At 59.2% G+C, this 16904-nt stretch carries 15 protein-coding genes; 9 read left to right on the top strand and 6 right to left on the bottom strand.

The window, feature by feature from the left end; all coding sequences use genetic code 11:
- Nucleotides 1–99 precede the first annotated feature (99 nt).
- On the bottom strand, nt 100–2445 hold the full coding sequence (yicI, locus tag ACFSR7_RS23565) for an alpha-xylosidase (protein ID WP_378165789.1): 2346 nt from the start codon (nt 2443–2445) through the stop codon (nt 100–102).
- A gap of 127 nt (nt 2446–2572) precedes the next feature.
- Here yicI and ACFSR7_RS23560 point away from each other — a divergent pair, with 127 nt between their 5' ends.
- The gene (locus ACFSR7_RS23560) at nt 2573–3469 is read left to right on the top strand and encodes a helix-turn-helix domain-containing protein (protein WP_378165787.1); all 897 of its coding nucleotides are present in this window, start codon (nt 2573–2575) and stop codon (nt 3467–3469) included.
- 64 nt (nt 3470–3533) lie between these two features.
- Here the strand turns inward: ACFSR7_RS23560 and ACFSR7_RS23555 are convergent, their stop codons facing one another.
- Complete coding sequence (locus ACFSR7_RS23555) at nt 3534–3848, bottom strand: DUF2627 domain-containing protein (RefSeq protein WP_282908316.1); 315 nt, start codon at nt 3846–3848, stop codon at nt 3534–3536.
- A gap of 253 nt (nt 3849–4101) precedes the next feature.
- Here ACFSR7_RS23555 and ACFSR7_RS23550 point away from each other — a divergent pair, with 253 nt between their 5' ends.
- The 6 genes from ACFSR7_RS23550 (at nt 4102) to lipB (ending at nt 11114) form a co-directional block, all read left to right on the top strand.
- Nucleotides 4102–4440 (top strand): hypothetical protein, encoded by a 339-nt coding sequence (locus ACFSR7_RS23550; RefSeq protein WP_378165785.1) that lies wholly within the window; start codon nt 4102–4104, stop codon nt 4438–4440.
- A 630-nt stretch (nt 4441–5070) separates the two neighbouring features.
- On the top strand, nt 5071–6510 hold the full coding sequence (lpdA, locus tag ACFSR7_RS23545) for a dihydrolipoyl dehydrogenase (RefSeq protein WP_378165783.1): 1440 nt from the start codon (nt 5071–5073) through the stop codon (nt 6508–6510).
- Nucleotides 6511–6770: 260 nt separating this feature from the next.
- Nucleotides 6771–7799 (top strand): thiamine pyrophosphate-dependent dehydrogenase E1 component subunit alpha, encoded by a 1029-nt coding sequence (locus ACFSR7_RS23540; RefSeq protein WP_378165781.1) that lies wholly within the window; start codon nt 6771–6773, stop codon nt 7797–7799.
- Nucleotides 7800–7802: 3 nt separating this feature from the next.
- On the top strand, nt 7803–8789 hold the full coding sequence (locus tag ACFSR7_RS23535) for an alpha-ketoacid dehydrogenase subunit beta (protein WP_378165780.1): 987 nt from the start codon (nt 7803–7805) through the stop codon (nt 8787–8789).
- A 55-nt stretch (nt 8790–8844) separates the two neighbouring features.
- On the top strand, nt 8845–10248 hold the full coding sequence (locus ACFSR7_RS23530; protein WP_378166102.1) for a dihydrolipoamide acetyltransferase family protein: 1404 nt from the start codon (nt 8845–8847) through the stop codon (nt 10246–10248).
- Between the two features lie 155 nt (nt 10249–10403).
- A complete protein-coding gene (gene lipB / locus ACFSR7_RS23525; RefSeq protein WP_378165778.1) occupies nt 10404–11114 on the top strand; it encodes a lipoyl(octanoyl) transferase LipB in 711 nt (236 codons plus the stop codon).
- On the opposite strand, the gene prli42 is transcribed toward lipB, so the two are convergent.
- On the bottom strand, nt 11077–11172 hold the full coding sequence (prli42, locus tag ACFSR7_RS23520) for a stressosome-associated protein Prli42 (RefSeq protein WP_378165777.1): 96 nt from the start codon (nt 11170–11172) through the stop codon (nt 11077–11079). The genes lipB and prli42 overlap by 38 nt on opposite strands.
- A gap of 85 nt (nt 11173–11257) precedes the next feature.
- Between prli42 and ACFSR7_RS23515 the strand changes: the two genes are divergently transcribed.
- Nucleotides 11258–12388 (top strand): M20/M25/M40 family metallo-hydrolase, encoded by a 1131-nt coding sequence (locus tag ACFSR7_RS23515; protein WP_378165775.1) that lies wholly within the window; start codon nt 11258–11260, stop codon nt 12386–12388.
- Nucleotides 12389–12494: 106 nt separating this feature from the next.
- Here ACFSR7_RS23515 and ACFSR7_RS23510 read toward each other — a convergent pair whose 3' ends face one another.
- The 3 genes from ACFSR7_RS23510 to ACFSR7_RS23500 are packed head-to-tail and all read right to left on the bottom strand — an operon-like array spanning nt 12495 to nt 15641.
- Nucleotides 12495–13454, bottom strand: a complete 960-nt coding sequence (locus ACFSR7_RS23510; protein ID WP_378166100.1) for a serine hydrolase domain-containing protein — start codon at nt 13452–13454, stop codon at nt 12495–12497.
- A 45-nt stretch (nt 13455–13499) separates the two neighbouring features.
- Complete coding sequence (locus ACFSR7_RS23505) at nt 13500–15056, bottom strand: DHA2 family efflux MFS transporter permease subunit (RefSeq protein WP_378165774.1); 1557 nt, start codon at nt 15054–15056, stop codon at nt 13500–13502.
- Between the two features lie 60 nt (nt 15057–15116).
- Nucleotides 15117–15641 carry a helix-turn-helix transcriptional regulator gene (locus ACFSR7_RS23500; protein WP_378165772.1) on the bottom strand — a complete coding sequence of 175 codons (525 nt, stop codon included), beginning with the start codon at nt 15639–15641 and terminating at the stop codon, nt 15117–15119.
- 200 nt (nt 15642–15841) lie between these two features.
- On the opposite strand from ACFSR7_RS23500, the gene ACFSR7_RS23495 reads away from it, so the two are divergent.
- Nucleotides 15842–16810, top strand: coding sequence for a LacI family DNA-binding transcriptional regulator (locus ACFSR7_RS23495; RefSeq protein ID WP_378165770.1), 969 nt, complete (start codon nt 15842–15844; stop codon nt 16808–16810).
- The last annotated feature ends 94 nt before the right edge of the window (nt 16811–16904 follow it).

Below are 16904 nucleotides of genomic sequence, written 5' to 3'. Positions count from 1 at the left end.
AGAAAGTGTTGTCCATGTAAAATGGGATAGCGATTCGATAAAACGAAGGAGCCGCCCCTCTGACAAGAGGACGGCTCCTTCGTTGCTTCAATGCAAGTTTTAAAGCTCGATCGTTATGCTGCCATCGCCTTGCGAACGGTGCACGTTCAGTCCGAGTCCGTCCTTCGCTGCCGACGCCTTGCCGCCGGAGACGGCGCGTACCGCCTCGATCCCGCGCAGCTGGATCGACCAGTCGGCGCTACCTGCGGCGTCGCCCGATGCGGAGACCGTAATCGTGCCGCCGCTGCGCACGGCCGTGACGGTGAGACGTGCTGCGCCGTCTTCTCCGACGATATCGGCGGAGGCGGATGCGCCGTCGCCGAGCTCGAACAAGTGCAGCGTTACGGCATCCGTATAATCGTAATCCGGCCGGTCGTCGGTCGTGCTGACCGCGATGAGCGATCCTTCGCGCGCATATAGCGGCAGACTCATGTAGTCGTAAGTCTCGCGATGCCACGAGCCGCCTTCGACGACTTCGCCGGTCAGGAAGTGCGTCCATTTGCCCTTCGGCAAGTAATAGGCCGATTCGCCTTCGCTATTGAAGATCGGCGATACGAGCAGGGAGTCGCCGAGCATGTACTGACGATCCAGATAATCGCAGGCCGGGTCTTCGCCGAACTCGAGCAGCATCGCCCGCATCATCGGCAGACCGATCCTGCTGGAATCGGCTGCCTGGGCAAACAGGTACGGCATGAGGCTTGCCTTCAGCTTGGTAAAACGGCGGAGTACGTCGACCGCTTCTTCGTCGAACAGCCACGGCACCCGGTACGAGGTGCTGCCGTGCAGGCGGCTGTGGCTGGACAGCAGTCCGAAGGCGACCCAACGCTTGTAAAGGTCAGGCGTAGCGCTCTGCTCGAAGCCGCCGATATCGTGGCTCCAGAAGCCGAAGCCCGAGAGGCCGAGCGACAAGCCGCCGCGCAGGCTTTCCGCCATCGATTCGAACGTCGCCTCGCAATCCCCGCCCCAGTGTACCGGGAACTGCTGTCCGCCGGCCGTCGCCGACCGGGCGAACAGCGCCGCTTCGCCGCGCCCCTTTTTCTCCTCGAGTACGTCGAATACGACCTTGTTATACAGCTGCGTGTAATAATTATGCATCTGCTGCGGGTCCGAGCCGTCGAAGTAGGCGACGTCTTCAGTCGGGATCCGCTCGCCGAAGTCGGTCTTGAAGCTGTCGACGCCCATATCGACGAGCGCACGCAGCTTGTCTCCGTACCATCGGCAGGCGTCCGGGTTCGTAAAGTCCACGATGCCCATGCCATACTGCCACAAGTCGGTCTGCCAGACGCTGCCGTCCTTGCGCTTTAGCAGATAGCCGTGCGCCATGCCTTCGTCGAACAGCTTGGAGCGCTGGGCGATATACGAGTTGATCCAGACGCAGATCTTGAGCCCCTTCGCCTTCAAACGATCAAGCATGCCCTTCGGATCCGGGAATACGCGCGCGTCCCAATCAAAGTCGCACCAATGGTATTCCTTCATCCAGAAGCAGTCGAAGTGAAAGACGGACAACGGGAGGTCGCGCTGCGCCATGCCGTCCACGAAGCTGTTTACGGTTTCCTCATCGTAATTCGTCGTGAACGACGTCGTCAGCCACAGTCCGAACGTCCAGGACGGAGGGAGTGCGGGCTTGCCGGTAAGCGACGTGTAATTCGAGAGCACATCCTTCAGCGTATGGCCGCCGATGATCATATACTCGAGCTGTTCGCCCTGCACGCTGAATTGCGTTTTCGATACTTTTTCCGAAGCGACCTCAAATGAAACGAGTTCCGGATGGTTGACGAATACCCCGTAGCCGCGGTTCGTGACGAAGAATGGCACGTTTTTGTAGGCTTGCTCTGAGGCCGTGCCGCCGTCCTCGTTCCAGATATCGACGCTTTGGCCGTTCTTGACGAAAGCGGAGAAGCGTTCGCCGAGTCCGTATACTGTCTCTCCGACAGCCAGATCGAGCTGCTCCCGGAAATAATGAACGCCGTCCGCGCCTTTTACGAACCCGGTCTGGCGGAATCCGCTTCCGGTCAGCTTGCGGCCTTTATAAAAGTAGGCGATGCGAAGCGGATGCGCCTTTGTAATCGTGACGCTCGTATCGCCGCTGGTCAGCGTGACCCGGTCCTCGTTGTCCTCGATCGTTACGGGAGCGCCCTCATTGCCGCTCGTCAGCGGAAACGAGCCCGGCGACAGCCGTTTGCGGCCTTTGTGATGGTAAAGCTTCACGCGAATGACGTCGGGGAGCGGTGAATCGAACTCAATCGTCGTCAGCGCCTCGTTGAGCGTGTTGCCGCGATGCTCGAGATGGCGATGCGGCGCGAACACCGTCAATTTGTCCGGCGCGATGTCGATGCTATGCACTTCGTGAGGCGTCAGTACTTCAAAGCCTTCGCGGGTCAGCCAATAGCCGTTGCTGAATTTCATGAGATCGGACCTCCTGTTCGAGTGCTTGGAAAACGCTCTCTTTTAGTAACATAATACCGATTGATTTATCGAATTTCTTGCAATATTATGCTTATTAATAACACGATTATGAGACGGTGGCGAATCCATGGACAATAAATTGTTAAAAGAGGACCGCCGGCACGGCACGCCGGGCTTTCCGGTCGGTTTCTACCAGCAAGCGCGTACGCCCTTGGATGGCATTCTCGAATTTCATTGGCATGAGGAGATCGAATTTTTAAGGGTTACGTCCGGTCGCGCGGTGTTCCAGATCGGACTGTCAGCCTATGAAGTGTCCGCAGGAGAAGCCTTATTCATACCCGGCGGCTTGCTGCACGGCGGATACCCGTTCGAAGCTTCAGACTGCGCGTACGAAGCGCTCGTCTTCGATCTCGGCTGGCTCGACGGCGGTCCGGACGACGCGATGTCCGCGCGATATTTGCGTCCGCTGCTGCGCGGCAGTTCTGGACCGCCGCTTTATTGGACGTCCGGGACGCCATGGGGCGAGGCGGCGATCGAGGCACTTGCCGCCATTCAGCGGCTGGAGCATGCCCCGGATCCGGCACGCGAACTGCGAGTGAAGGCGGGGCTGCTCAATCTGATCGCCGACTTGATCGGCGCCGGGCAGTGGCAATCCCGCTCGCCGGCGGATGAAGGCGAGAGCCATGCGGCGGAGCGGCTCAAGCAGGCATTGACCTATATGGAAACAAACTTTGCGCGGAAGCTCAGCCTAAAGGAGCTGGCGCACGTGGCCGGGATGAGCGAGGGCCACTTCAGCCGCATGTTCAAGGCGTATATGCGCAAGACGCCTGTCGAATATCTTAACCGCTACAGAATCAGGTATGCGGCCGGCAGAATCGCCGGATCGGACCTGACGATCTCCGAAGTCGCGCTGGAGGCGGGCTTCGACAATTTCAGCTACTTTATCAAACTGTTCCGCGGGGTCTACGGCTGTACGCCTAGAGCGTACCGTAAGGCTGGTTCCGCGGATGACGGCTTTTCGTAAGGCAAGCGCGACAAGCGCGAACGCAAAGAAACAGCGCCGTAAGAGGCGCTGTTCTTCTAAAAATTTATTGGCCGCCCGTCTTGCTGCCGTCCCGCGGAGGACGCGGAGGGCGCTTGGCGCGGAAGCGCGGCGACACGTAGTTGTGCTTGCGATCGCGGAAAAAGATCCAGCCGCCGATGAAGCCGACGCCGGCGAGAAACAAAACGAAGCCGAGCAGGAAGTGCCAAAGGTCGAAATGGGGATCGGGCAGGCTGACATTCCCGAACTGTGCGAAATAATCGAACAAGGCGTCCTTCATCAGCAGGAAGCCGTATGCGGCGGCGAGGCCGGGCACGACGAGCAAGAGAATGGCGATCAAGCGCGAGATAACGAGCTTCAACGGTCATGTCCACCTTCCTGTTCTATGTTCCTATGATAGCGATTTATCGAGAATATGTCTATGTAAATGAGAACGGAAAGGACGAATCCGTACAAGATCGTTCGCTTTTAACAAAAATGGCGGTAACTGGGGGTCTTTGATGAGGAATTCGCAAGGGATCAAACCGTTTGCCACGATGGGCACCTGTCGGCAATGAAATGTAAGCGCTTAACATAGAGATGCAAGCCAATATGAATGGAAAGGGCAAGTGAAGATGAACGTTAGGGCAGCTTGGAAAAAAGCTTTGCGCGCGCTCATGGCAGCTATGCTGCTCGCTGTTGCAATCGGGGTAGCATCGGTCGAGGGCGGATCGTCCACGGTACATGCGTCGGGAAATATGTATTATGTCGATTCTGTCGGCGGCAACGACGCCAATCCGGGTAAGAGTCCCGCTTTGGCGTGGAAGACGCTGGCAAATGTCAATGCCACGACCTTTTCGGCAGGCGATCAAATCTTGTACAAGCGGGGCGGCGTCTTGTACGGCCAGTTGTATCCGAAAGGCTCCGGCGCGCTTGTGGGAGGGGGCGCGTCCTCCGTCACGATCGCTGCGTAACGGACCGGCGCCAAACCGCAGATTGACGGATGGAGACTCGCGCAAGGCGCTGCGATTTACTTGCTGAACCAAGAGTAATGGACGATCGACGGTCATCCCCCGCGTCCTTCATCCGCCGCAATGCCTGCAAATATACAGCTAATTTCGCCGAAATCGACCTATTTGAACACGAAAGATGCAAAAGCGCATCTATTTTCCTCCGTCAGCCCGATTTCCGGGTTGCACTTTGCATTTAACTGCATATTTGCATGCTTTTCATCCAGTGCTGCAGGCCTACAGTAAATACATGTACAAATGCAGGTATTCCGCCCCTAAAAAACTCCGAAAAGCTCCGGCACGCCGAAAAGCGCTTACTAGCCCACGAATCGCCGCCGCCTGAGTCAGGAAAGGAAGCAAGGCCTCTGTTCGATCCCTTATTTCCGTGTTCGGTTCATCGATAGGCCCGAGCTAGCGGACTCCTCTATCTTGCTTAGCCGCGTAAGCGTCCGGGCGCTCAGCTTTTTTGTTGAGGCGCGAGGCGTTATAATGAGAGGATCAGCTGGAAGCGATCATCGGCGTGCATTCAAGCAACGCCAAGCTCTATATACATATCCGTGCTGTTCCAAAACCTAATTTTCCGGAGGTACCTTCATGCCAATCGAAGTCGATGTCGCCATTCTCGGAGGCGGTCCCGGCGGTTATACGGCCGCCGTCCGCGCCGCACAGGCCGGACGAAGCGTCGCCATTGTTGAAAAGGACAAGCTGGGCGGCACCTGCCTGCATCGCGGCTGTATTCCGAGCAAGACGCTGCTCCGCAGCGCCGAGGTGTACGCGACGGTTCGGGGCGCCGCGGCATACGGCGTCCGTCTGTCCACGGCCAATGACGTCACCGTGGACTGGAGCGCCGTCATGAATCGCAAGGAAGACGTCGTCGGCCAGCTCCACAAGGGCGTAGAGGCACTGATGAAGCAAAATCGGATCCAGGTCATCCGCGGCGCCGGCCGGCTGACCGGCCCGTCGATCTTTTCGCCGCGCGGCGGCGCGATTGCCGTAGAGCTCGAGGACGGAGAGTCGGAGACCGTCGTGCCCCGGCATCTGATCCTGGCGACGGGATCGCGTCCGCGCAAACTTGAAGGGCTGCCGTATGACGGAATGAATGTCGTTACGAGCGACGAAGCATTGACGTGGCCGTCGCGGCCGGCCAGCGCGATCATCGTCGGCGGCGGCGTCATCGGTGTCGAGTGGGCGTCGCTGCTCGTCGACTTCGGCACGGCGGTGACGCTTGTCGAGACGGCAGACCGTCTGCTACCCGGCGAAGACAAGGATATCTCGTCGGAGCTGGCCCGCCAGCTCGAGAAGCGCGGCGTGAAGCTGCGCCTGGGCGCCAAGCTGGACGCTTCGTCCTGCGTTTCGGCAGAGGGGGGCGTCTCCGTACGCATCGAGACGGCTGCCGGCGACGCCGAGACGCTCGAGGCGGAGCGCATGCTCGTCTCCGTCGGACGCGTCGGCAACGTCGAGAACCTCGGCTTCGAAAATACGGACGTCAAGGCGAGCGGCGGCTTCGTGACGGTCAACCCGGCGACGCTGCAGACCGGCGAGCCGCACATTTACGCCGTCGGGGACGTTATCGGCGGCGTGCAGCTGGCGCATGCGGCGATGCACGAGGCGGAGGTCGCGGTTGCCCATATTCTCGGTCAGCCGATTCCCCGCACGCCCGACCGGGATGTGCCGCGGGCCATCTACAGCCGGCCGGAGGCGGCTGCCATCGGCTGGACCGAGGCGGCAGCCAAGGCGGCCGGCTTCGAGACGCGCGCTGTCAAGCTGCCCATGCGCATTTTCGGCAAGGCGCTCGTGCAGGGCGAGCCCGAAGGCTTCGCGAAGGCGGTCGCCGACCGCAAGACGGGCGATCTGCTGGGCGTGCATCTCGTCGGTCCTCATGCGACCGATCTGATCGCCGAGGCTTCGCTAGCGAAGCTGCTGGACGCCGTGCCTTGGGAGATCGGCCGTGCCATTCATCCGCATCCGACCCTGTCAGAGGCGATGCAGGAAGTGATGCAAGCCGTCTCCGGTTCGGCGTCCCACGGTTCATAAAGGAAGAAGAGCCCGGCACCCGCCGCGGCGCTTCGCGTTCGCGGTTTCGCCGGTTATTCAGGCGGGACCGTTTTGCGTTGCGGGGACGGGCTTGAGAGAAGCTCCCGCGGCTGCTCGATTAACCGACTGAGCCTGCGGTTTCTTTTTCGAACATGCCGCTGTATAATAGGTTCTAGGTTCAAGTATTAAGACCAGGTTATAACACTAACGACAACTCTAAAAAACGAAATTCTAAAACGAAGAGCCGGGAGGGACGCTTCATGACCCAAAAGGGCAGCTTGGATCAACAAGCGCGTCATCATGCGCTGGGATTGACCGACGAGCGGGCCGTCGCCATGTACGAGACGATGATGCTCGCGCGCAAGTTCGACGAACGCGGCCAAGTGCTGCAGCGCGCCGGGAAGGTGAACTTCCATATATCGGGCATTACGCAGGAGCCGTCGCAGGTGGCGATGGGGTTTGCCATGGATCTCGAGAAAGATTGGTTCCTGCCCTACTACAGGGATTACGGGCTGGTGCTGGCGATCGGTATGACCGTCAAGGAGCTGATGCTGGCGCTCTTCGGCAAGGGCGAGGACCCGAACAGCGCCGGACGCCAGATGTCCGCTCACTTCGGCTGCCGCCGATTGCGCATCGCCACGGGCTCGAGTCCAGTGACGACGCAGGTGCCGCACGCGGTCGGCTTCGCGCTCGCCTCCAAGATTCGCGGCGAATCGTCCGTCGCGATCGTTTCGTTCGGCGAGGGCTCGAGCAACCAGGGCGACTTCCATGAAGGCTGCAACTTCGCGGGCGTGCAGAAGCTCCCCGTCATTTTCGTCTGCGAAAACAACGGATATGCGATCTCGGTGCCGCTGTCCAAGCAGACAGCCGGCCGCATCAGCGACCGCGCACTCGGTTACGGCTTCCCCGGCATCCGGGTAGACGGCCACGATCCGCTCGAGGTCTATCGCGTGTTCCGCGAGGCGCACGAACGCGCGCTGGCGGGCGAAGGGCCGACGCTGGTTGAGATTATGACTTACCGCGTCACGCCGCACTCGACGTCGGACAACGACATGGCTTACCGTACCAAGGAAGAGGTCGACGAAAACCGCGGGAAAGACTCGCTGCCCACGTTTCGTACGTATCTCGAGGAGCTCGGGCTTTGGTCCGAGACGCAAGAACAGGCGCTTCAGCAGCGCATCCGCAAGGAGCTCGACGAAGCGACGGCTTACGCCGAGCAGGCGCCGTACCAGTCGGCGGAAGACGTTTTCCGCTACGTGTACGCCGAAGACAACGGGGAGGTGCGCTAACGTATGCCGGTTATCGAATATATCGACGCGATCCGCTTGGCCATGAAGGAAGAGATGGAGCGGGACGACAGCGTGTTCGTCCTTGGCGAGGACGTGGGTCTCAAGGGCGGCGTTTTCGGCACGACCAGGGGACTGCAGCAGCAGTTCGGCGAGGATCGGGCGATCGATACGCCGCTCGCAGAATCCGCGATCGCAGGGGTCGCAATCGGCGCCGCGATGGCGGGCATGAAGCCGATCGCCGAGATGCAATACTCCGATTTTATGTTCCCGGCAGCCAATCAGATCATTAGCGAAGCGGCGAAGATCCGCTACCGCTCGAACAACGACTGGAGCTGCCCCGTCGTCATCCGCGCGCCGATCGGCGGCGGCGTTTTCGGCGGCTTGTACCATTCGCAGTGCACCGAGTCGGTGTTTTTCGGCACGCCCGGCCTCAAGATCGTCGCGCCGGCGACAGCTTACGACGCAAAAGGTCTACTTATCGCCGCGATTCGCGATCCGGATCCCGTCATTTTTTTCGAAAATAAAAAATGCTACCGTCTCGTGAGCGACGAGGTGCCCGAAGGCGAGTACACGGTACCGATCGGCAAAGCGAACGTCATGCGCGAAGGCAGCGATATCACGGTCATCAGCTATAGCATGCCGCTTCATTTTGCGATGCAGGCCGCCGAGGAACTGTCCCGCGAGGAAGGCATCGAGGCGCATATCCTCGATCTGCGCACGATTCAGCCGCTCGACCGCGAGGGGATCCTCGAGGCGGCCGCGCGCACCGGCAAGGTGCTGATCGTTCACGAGGACAACAAGACCGGCGGGATCGGCGGCGAAGTCGCCGCGATCATCGCCGAGGAGATGCTTTACGATCTCGACGCGCCGATCCGCCGTCTGTGCGGTCCGGACGCGCCCGCCATGCCTTACAATCCGGTGGGCGAAAAGCAGTTCATGCTGAACAAGGAAAAGCTGAAGGCCGCCATGCTGGAGCTGGCGCGATACTAGAACCGTCACGGGAAGGAGCTGAACGGACTTGAGCAAAAAAATTACCGAAATCATCATGCCGAAGCTGGCCGAATCGCTGGAGACCGCGACCGTCGACCGTTGGCTGAAAAAGCCGGGCGACTATGTCGAGATGTACGAGCCGCTCTGCGAGCTGATTACGGAAAAGGTGATCGCCGAGCTGCCGTCCACGGCCCGCGGGGTGCTGGTCAAGGTGCTCGCTGGCGACGGCGAGACGGTGAAAGTCGGCAGCGCGATCTGCCTGATCGAGACGGAGGAGGCCGACGCCTACGCCGAGATTCCGGGCGGCGCGCTCGCCGCAGGCCTTCAGCCGACCGAAGACGCGGTGCGCGCGGCAGAACGCGAGGCTAGCGACCGGCCGGCGGCTTCCGCCGCGACGAATGCCGCAGCCGGCGCTGCAGGTCAAGAGATGCGCCAGCGCTATTCGCCGGCCGTGTTGAAGCTGGCCGCCGAGCACGGCATCGATCTTGCCCGCTTGGCGGGTACCGGCATGGGCGGCCGCATCACGCGCGCCGACGTGCTGGCGGCGGTGGCGGCCGGCGGCGCTGCGGGATCGCAGCCGACTGCGGTTTCCGCAGCGTCGGCAGCAGCGACGCAGGCGGCTTCGGCACCGGCTTCGCCGGCCTCCGCGAAGCCGATCGAACCGATGGATCCGCGCGTGCAGGTACGCTCTAGCGGGCTTCACTTGTCCGAATCGCCGCGCATTCCGACGATCGAGGTCGAAGGGCACGAAGTGCCTGGACGCGGCGAATATTTCATCGACGTAACCCCGATTCGCAATACGATCGCAACTCGCATGCGCCAGAGCGTGACCGAGATTCCGCACGCCTGGACGATGATCGAGGTGGACGTGACCAATCTCGTCGTGCTTCGCAGCAAGCTCAAGGACGAATTCAAGCGCACCGAAGGCATCAACCTGACGTATATGCCGTTCCTCGTCAAGGCAGCCGTCGGCGCGATCAAGGATTATCCGATCATGAACTCGGTATGGGCAACGGACAAGATCATCGTCAAGCGCGACATCAACATGGCGCTGGCGGTCGGCACCGAGGATTCCGTCGTAACGCCGGTCATCAAGAACGCCGACCAAAAGAACATCGCCGGCATCGCGCACGAGATCGACGACCTGGCAAACCGCGCGCGTCACGGCAAGCTCAAGCTCGATCATATGCAGGGCGGTACGTTCACGGTCAACAACACGGGCTCGTTCGGCTCGATCCTGTCGCAGCCGATCATCAATTATCCGCAAGCTGCGATATTGACGTTCGAATCGATCGTCAAGCGGCCTGTCGTCATCAACGACATGATCGGCGTCCGTTCGATGGTCAATCTTTGCCTGTCGCTCGACCACCGCATACTCGACGGCGTCATTTGCGGACGTTTCCTGCAGCGTGTCAAAGAAAACCTCGAGAGCTACAGTCTCGACACCAAGCTGTACTGAAAACGGACTTAAACCCCAACGGAGAGAGGTCGCCCGGCGCGTGCAAGGAGCCGCTGGCGGCCTTTTGACATGGCTCTGAAGGCTTGCTTCCGCGTGTTTGCGACTGCTTCGGGCTTGCGCTACAATAGGGAGGTTAAACGGGAGGCGAGACTTTCATGAGCATGCTGGACACGGCCAAGCTGAGCCGTATCGAGTACGGAGAAGCGTGGGATCTTCAAAAGACGCTGATTCGGGACATCGGCGCAGGGCAGCGCGAGGATACGCTGCTGCTGCTTGAGCATCCGCCGACCTATACGATCGGCACGGATCGTCATCCCGAGCATTTGCTGATGTCGCCGGACGAGCTCGCTTCGCGCGGCATATCGGTATTCGAGATCGACCGCGGCGGCGATATTACCTATCACGGACCGGGGCAGCTCGTCGGCTATCCGCTGCTCTACTTGGATGCGGATGGCCTTGATTTGCATAAGTATCTGAGAGATCTCGAGGAGACGCTGATTCGCCTGCTTGCGGAGTTCGGACTTGTCGGGGGCAGGAAGCCCGAGTATACCGGCGTCTGGATCGGCGACCGCAAGGTGGCGGCGATCGGTGTCAAGTTCAACCGCGCGCGCGCAAGACGCGGCTTCGTGACGAGTCACGGCTTTGCCTTTAACGTGAAGCGGGGCGTCGAGCAAGAGGGGTTCGGCGGCATTGTGCCGTGCGGCATCCAGGAATACGGGGTCACCTCGCTCGAAGCCGAGACGGGCCTGACGCTCGAGGTCGAGGAGATCGCGGAGCGGGTGCTCCCGCACTTCCGGGATGTATTCGGTTACGGGAGCTTGCGGACCGTCACTGAAGCAGCGATCCGATCGACAGCAGCACGGTAGAGGCCAGCATGGCGATCAGCATGACGTAGACGACGATTTTAAACCAACGTGTGTTCATCGGAACCATCCTTTGCGGCAATGTAATGGTATGAGCATCATTCTTATTTTAACCGATTTGACGCACGCTTACGAGGAGGATCCCTATGGTTCAAAAAGAACGGCTAATCGAGGAATTTATGGAATTGGTTCAGATCGACAGCGAGACAAAGCACGAGCAAGCCATCCGCAAGGCGCTCATCGCGAAGTTCGAAGCATTCGGCCTCGAGGTGGAGGAGGACGACGTCGCTGACAAAATCGGCCACGGCTCGGGCAACCTGTTCGCTTGGCTGCCAGCGACGCCGGGCTCCGAGTCGGTGCCCGTGCTGCTGTTCACCTCGCATATGGACACGGTCGCGCCGGGAATCGGCGTCAAACCGAGGCTTGACGAAGACGGCTATATTCGCAGCGACGGCACCACGATTCTCGGCGCCGACGACAAGGCGGGTCTGGCCGCGATGTTCGAAGCGCTGCGCGTGCTGAAGGCGTCCGGCGCATCGCACGGCGCCATCCAGTTCGTCATCACGGTCGGCGAAGAGTCCGGCCTGCTCGGCTCCCGCGCGATGGACGGCTCGCGCCTCAAGGCGAAGTTCGGCTATGCGCTCGACTCCAACGGCAAGATCGGAGAGATCGCGGCCGCCGCAATCACGAATTCCCGCCAGTACATTACGATTCAAGGCAAAGCGGCGCATGCGGGCGTTAATCCGGAGGACGGCATCAGCGCCATCCAGGTGGCATCCAAGGCCGTCTCCAAGATGAAGCTCGGACGGATCGACGCAGAGACGAGCGCCAACATCGGCCGTTTCGAAGGCGGCGGCGAAGTGAATGTCGTCGTCGACAAGATCAAGATTTACGCAGAGGTGCGCAGCCGCTCGAATGCCAAGCTCGACGCGCAGGCGGAGCTCATGCGCCAGGCGGTCGCCAGCGCCTGCGAGGAGAACGGAGCGACGTTCGAGTTCGTGAGCGAAGTGATCTATCCCGCTTACAGCTACACCGAAGCGGACGAAGTCATTCAGATCGCGAGCGCGGCGATCCGCAGCGTCGGTCTGAGCCCAAGCCTGTTCTCGTCCGGCGGCGGCAGCGACGCCAACATGTTTAACGGCAACGGCATACCGACCGTCAACTTGGCCGTCGGCTATGAAGATATTCATACGACGAAGGAACGGATTAAAGCCGACGACATCGTAAAGGTGACGGAGCTCGTCCTGGCGATCGTCGAAGAAGCCAAAAACCACTGATTGGTCCGCATTCTCGGACTGCGAAAAGCCCTTTCGGCCTCGATACAGAGGCGAAAGGGCTTTTATTTGCTTTTTGTCAATTGACGCTCCTGATAAAGCAATACGCTTAGCCGCCGGCGATAATCGGACCGATCAGTTCTGCGAAAAGACCTGGCTGCTTGCGCTTGCGGCTGTCCTGGGTCACGACGGCGACGAGCTCGGCCTCCGGAACGACGTAAACGAACTGGCCGCCGAAGCCCTGCGCGTAAAAATAGTTGACCGGCTTCATTAAACCGTCATCCGCCTGGCCGCTCGGAACGCCGCGTGTGGGCTTAAAGGCGCGGCACCACCAATGCCAGCCGTACTCGCCTTCGTACGGCGGACTTGCCGGGGCGAATGGGCTTACGGCGATATCGGCCAATTCGGCGGGAAACAGCCGCGTATGATCCCACATTCCCCTTTGCAGCATGAGCTCACCGAGCTTGAGCAGGTCGGCGGGGCGCAACCGCAATCCGAAGCCGCCGGTATGAATGCCCTGTGGATCGGTCTCCCACGCGTAGGCATCAATGCCGATAGAATCGAACAGCGTCTCCTCGGCAAATCGCGCGACGCTCATGCCCACGGCCTCTGACAGAATCGCCGACAGCATTTGAGAGACGCCGGAATTATAAGTCATCCGCGTCCCCGGAGAATCGGACAGGGGCTGGTTCAGCACATGCGCGACCCAATTCGCCTCGCGTGTCATGCGGGGGAAGGAATTGAGTCCGCCGAATTCGTCCCACCTAAAACCCGCCGTCATTGTCAGCAGATGGAGCAGCGTCATGTCCCGCTTGCGAACATCGGCATCCGTCTTCAATTGCGGGAAAAAATCGGCTGCGGGGGTCGCCGCCGGATCAGGGAGCAAACCTCGACCGATCGCGATGCAGAGCAAAGCGGACAAAACGCTTTTCGTACAGGAGTTGATAATGGCGGGCTCCGTCACGTTGCGTGGCTCCCGGTAATGCTCGAACAGCAGGCGGCCCTGGCGCTTGACCGAAAAGCTTCGGGGATTCAGCGACGCGATCGCCGCAGGCAGATGGTTCGTCATTGTGTGCAAGAAGCGTTCACCTCGGCGTTCGTCGTTAACCTTATTTTACCCGATATGGTCGATCGAAGCGCGCGGGGAAGCTCCCGGATCAGACGTTTGGTTCAATTCGGTTTTTTTCTCGTACCGCGCGTTGCCTACCGACAGCGCGACAAGGGCACCGGCGATCATGACGAACAGCGACAGGATAAACCCGTGAGAAATGGCGCCTCCAATTTCGCCGCGCATAAAAGCGAGCAAATCCGCAGGCAGCTGCGCGGCACCTTTAATGACCGTCTCCGGATTCGCCAGCGTGCCGGCTTGGTCCGTTGGGATGCTGAATTTGGCGATCGCCTCCCGCGAGCTGTCCTTCAGGCTGGCATTGACGAGCACGGCCATCACGGAGGCTCCGATGACGCCGCCGATATTGCGCCAGAAGCCGACGACCGAGGAGGAGATGCCGATATATTTCGGATGCACGGACATCGCGACCGCCGTTTGCCCGAGGCTCATCAGCGGACCGATGACGCCAAGACCGAGCAGGATCATGATGGCGATCACCTGCCAATAGGCCATATCGGCGGACAGATTCATGAGAAGGATAGCGGCGACGACACCGAGCGCCATATTAACGAATAAAACCGTGCGGAAGCGAAGTCGTGCGACGAAAAATCCGGAGACGATCGCGCCTGCGATCAACGAAGCCATCATCGGCGTCAGAATGCCGTTGGAATTGGCTTTTCCTAGGACGGCGGTCGCGTACAACGGGAGATAGGCGATAGCGGAAAACATGATGACGCCCTGACAGAAGCAGAGCAGGCTGATGCCGAGCACGAGCCTGTTTTTGAAAATGGTCAGCGGCAGCATCGGCTCTTCAGCTTTCAGCTCCACGGCTACGAACGACGCTCCGGCGATTGCGCCCAAAGCGAACAAACCGATAATCTGCCAGGAGCCCCAAGCATAACTTTTGCCGCCGAGCTCAAGCGCCAAAAGCGCCGAGACGGTGGCGGCGACGAGCAGAACGGCGCCCCAGTAGTCGATGCGCGGCTTTTTCTCCGCTTTCGATTCGCGAAGCGAAAAAATGAGCACGAGCATCGAAGCGATCCCAATCGGTACATTTACGTAGAAGCACCAGCGCCAGCTCATCTGCTCGGATATTAAAGTGCCGAGCTGCGGACCTGCCACGGACGACAGGCCGAAGACGGCGCCCATCACGCCGGATAGCTTCGCCGCCTGCTTCGGATCTGCGAACAGCGTGAAGATGATCGAGAAGGAGATCGGGAATACCGAACCGGAACCGACGCCTTGGATGACACGAAACCAGATCAATTGATCGATAGATTGCGCCATCCCGCATAAGGCGGAGCCGAGGAGGAACAGTCCGATGCCGATCAAATAAAATCGCTTGCGTCCGAACATGTCGGACAGCTTGCCGAATATAAGCATCGTGCTGGTCGATGCGAGCATGTAGGCGGTGAAAACCCAGGATACTTTCTCGAAGCCTCCAATGTTTTCGATCACTTTGTTCATGCTGGCGGACACGATCGTATTGTCCAGCGAAGCCATCAGCAGGCCGAGCGCCATGGACAATACGATGAGTCCCGTTTTTTTGGAAACCGTAGACATGATTAAAATCCCTCCCGTTAAATGTGGCGAGAGCGTGCGCGCACGCAGCGTGGGGCAAGCTTAGGCGTCCGAGCCTGTGAGCCGCTTGAACGCCTCGCGCAGCGTTTGGGCTTTGGAGGCATTCAGATCGATGCCGATATCGAGGCACAGCGTTTTCGACGCAGGCATGCCTTGCGCCCAATCCGCCTTCATCCGATCCAGCTGCTGGGCGGCCGTTTCCGCTTTGCGGATCTCGTCGCGAATCCAGTCGGCCAGCGTCTCGTCGTCCGAATACTCGCCGAAAAACATCCGCACAAGAAAGTCGGATCGGTAGCTGTCATTCTCGACGGGGGAATGCAAGTAATGCTCGAACTGCGCCCTGCCTTCCGAGGTGAGCGAGTATACGTTTTTATTCGGACGTCCCTCTTGCACGACGCTTTCCTTGACGATATAACCGAGCGCCTCCATCTTCGCTAGCGTCGGATAGATCGTTCCGAAGCTGGCATCGAAAAAAAACGATAGCGGCATCTCCAGCTTTTGCTTGATCTCATAGCCGGACAGTGGCGCACGGTGCAGCAAACCTAGAATGACATCCTGGCTGTTCAAGAATTGATCCCCCTCAATGGCATGTGTATGTTCGTTTGTCGGTTCGACTTTATTATATCGATACGATATATATCGGGTCAATATATAAATGGGTAAAAATCCGCCCGGAAAATCGAAGTAAAATACTGAAAGTAAATTTTACAAAAAAAAACGTTTGATTTATGATAGGAATTAAAATCGTCCGGAAGGGAAGAACAACAATGATCGGCTTAAAGGAGATCGCCGAGATCGCGAACGTATCGATATCCACCGTGTCGAACGTGCTGAACGGCCGCAAGAATGTCGGCGAGGAGACCAGAGAGCGCGTGCTGCGAATCTGCGAGGAGCACGGCTACGCGGTCGGCGGCGGGAAGAAGGCGCGAACCGAAAAAAATCGCACGGTGCTGTTCATCTTCAGCGATTTCGATCGCGACTTTTACTTGAAGATCATCCAGGGAATCAGCGATTGCCTGACGGAAAACGGGTTTAATCTCGTCATATGCACGAATAAGTCGAGCGGAGAATTCATGCGGGGCAGCTTCGCAGGCGGCGCCATCTGCCTTGACGCCAGCATGTCCGACGAATTCCTGGCCGGCGTCGCGGCCAGGGAAATGCCCGTCGTCCTGATGGACCGGATCATGGAGAGCGGGCAAGCGAACGCCAAGAGCGTCGTCGTTGACAATTATCCGGTTATGTGCCAATTGGTCCAGTCGCTGGCGGAACGCGGGATAAAGCGCTTCGGCTACGTAGGGGGGCTTGGCTTCACGCTCGACAACCAGGAGCGGTTCGCCGGCTTTTCAGACACGCTTGCGCGCAACGGCATCGTCTTCGACCAGCGGTATTACTACCACGGCAACTATCGCGAGGACAGCGGCTATCAAGCGGCCAAGCTGATGCTGCTGAGCAATGATCTGCCTGAGGTCGTCGTCTGCGCGAACGACAACATGGCGCTTGGCGCAGTCAAGGCGTTCGAAGAGCACGGCGTCAAGGTGCCCGACGATGTGTCCGTCACCGGGTTCGACGATTCTGCGATGGCGGCGATGGCGGGGCTGACCACGGTCGCGATCCCGAGGTACGAGAGCGGTTATCTGGCAGCCAAAAAATTGCTGGAGCTGATGGGCGGAGAGGAAGCGTCCGCCGTGCCTTTTAAGCTTAGCGCATCGATTCGCTGGCGGAAGACGGTAAAGTAGAGCTTTACTTATTCCAGATGATTTTTACTTGATTTTACTTAATGATTTACTAATAAAAGCAAATAAAACAGTTAAAATCACGTTGACAGCGATT

The sequence above is a fragment of the Cohnella sp. GCM10020058 genome, assembly GCF_042683485.1.
Lineage (GTDB): Bacteria > Bacillota > Bacilli > Paenibacillales > Paenibacillaceae > Cohnella.
Note: the sequence above shows the minus strand (reverse complement) of the source record. Positions and strands in the feature narration are given on the sequence as shown.

Excerpts from the sequence above, each read along its gene's own strand:
- ACFSR7_RS23510 (WP_378166100.1), bottom strand. The coding sequence starts at position 13,454 with ATGACGAACCATCTGCCTGCGGCGATCGCGTCGCTGAATCCCCGAAGC.
- lipB (WP_378165778.1), top strand. The coding sequence starts at position 10,404 with ATGAGCATGCTGGACACGGCCAAGCTGAGCCGTATCGAGTACGGAGAA.
- ACFSR7_RS23540 (WP_378165781.1), top strand. The coding sequence starts at position 6,771 with ATGACCCAAAAGGGCAGCTTGGATCAACAAGCGCGTCATCATGCGCTG.
- lpdA (WP_378165783.1), top strand. The coding sequence starts at position 5,071 with ATGCCAATCGAAGTCGATGTCGCCATTCTCGGAGGCGGTCCCGGCGGT.
- ACFSR7_RS23495 (WP_378165770.1), top strand. The coding sequence starts at position 15,842 with ATGATCGGCTTAAAGGAGATCGCCGAGATCGCGAACGTATCGATATCC.
- ACFSR7_RS23515 (WP_378165775.1), top strand. The coding sequence starts at position 11,258 with ATGGTTCAAAAAGAACGGCTAATCGAGGAATTTATGGAATTGGTTCAG.
- ACFSR7_RS23550 (WP_378165785.1), top strand. The coding sequence starts at position 4,102 with ATGAACGTTAGGGCAGCTTGGAAAAAAGCTTTGCGCGCGCTCATGGCA.
- ACFSR7_RS23535 (WP_378165780.1), top strand. The coding sequence starts at position 7,803 with ATGCCGGTTATCGAATATATCGACGCGATCCGCTTGGCCATGAAGGAA.
- ACFSR7_RS23530 (WP_378166102.1), top strand. The coding sequence starts at position 8,845 with ATGCCGAAGCTGGCCGAATCGCTGGAGACCGCGACCGTCGACCGTTGG.
- ACFSR7_RS23505 (WP_378165774.1), bottom strand. The coding sequence starts at position 15,056 with ATGTCTACGGTTTCCAAAAAAACGGGACTCATCGTATTGTCCATGGCG.
- prli42 (WP_378165777.1), bottom strand. The coding sequence starts at position 11,172 with ATGAACACACGTTGGTTTAAAATCGTCGTCTACGTCATGCTGATCGCC.
- yicI (WP_378165789.1), bottom strand. The coding sequence starts at position 2,445 with ATGAAATTCAGCAACGGCTATTGGCTGACCCGCGAAGGCTTTGAAGTA.
- ACFSR7_RS23560 (WP_378165787.1), top strand. The coding sequence starts at position 2,573 with ATGGACAATAAATTGTTAAAAGAGGACCGCCGGCACGGCACGCCGGGC.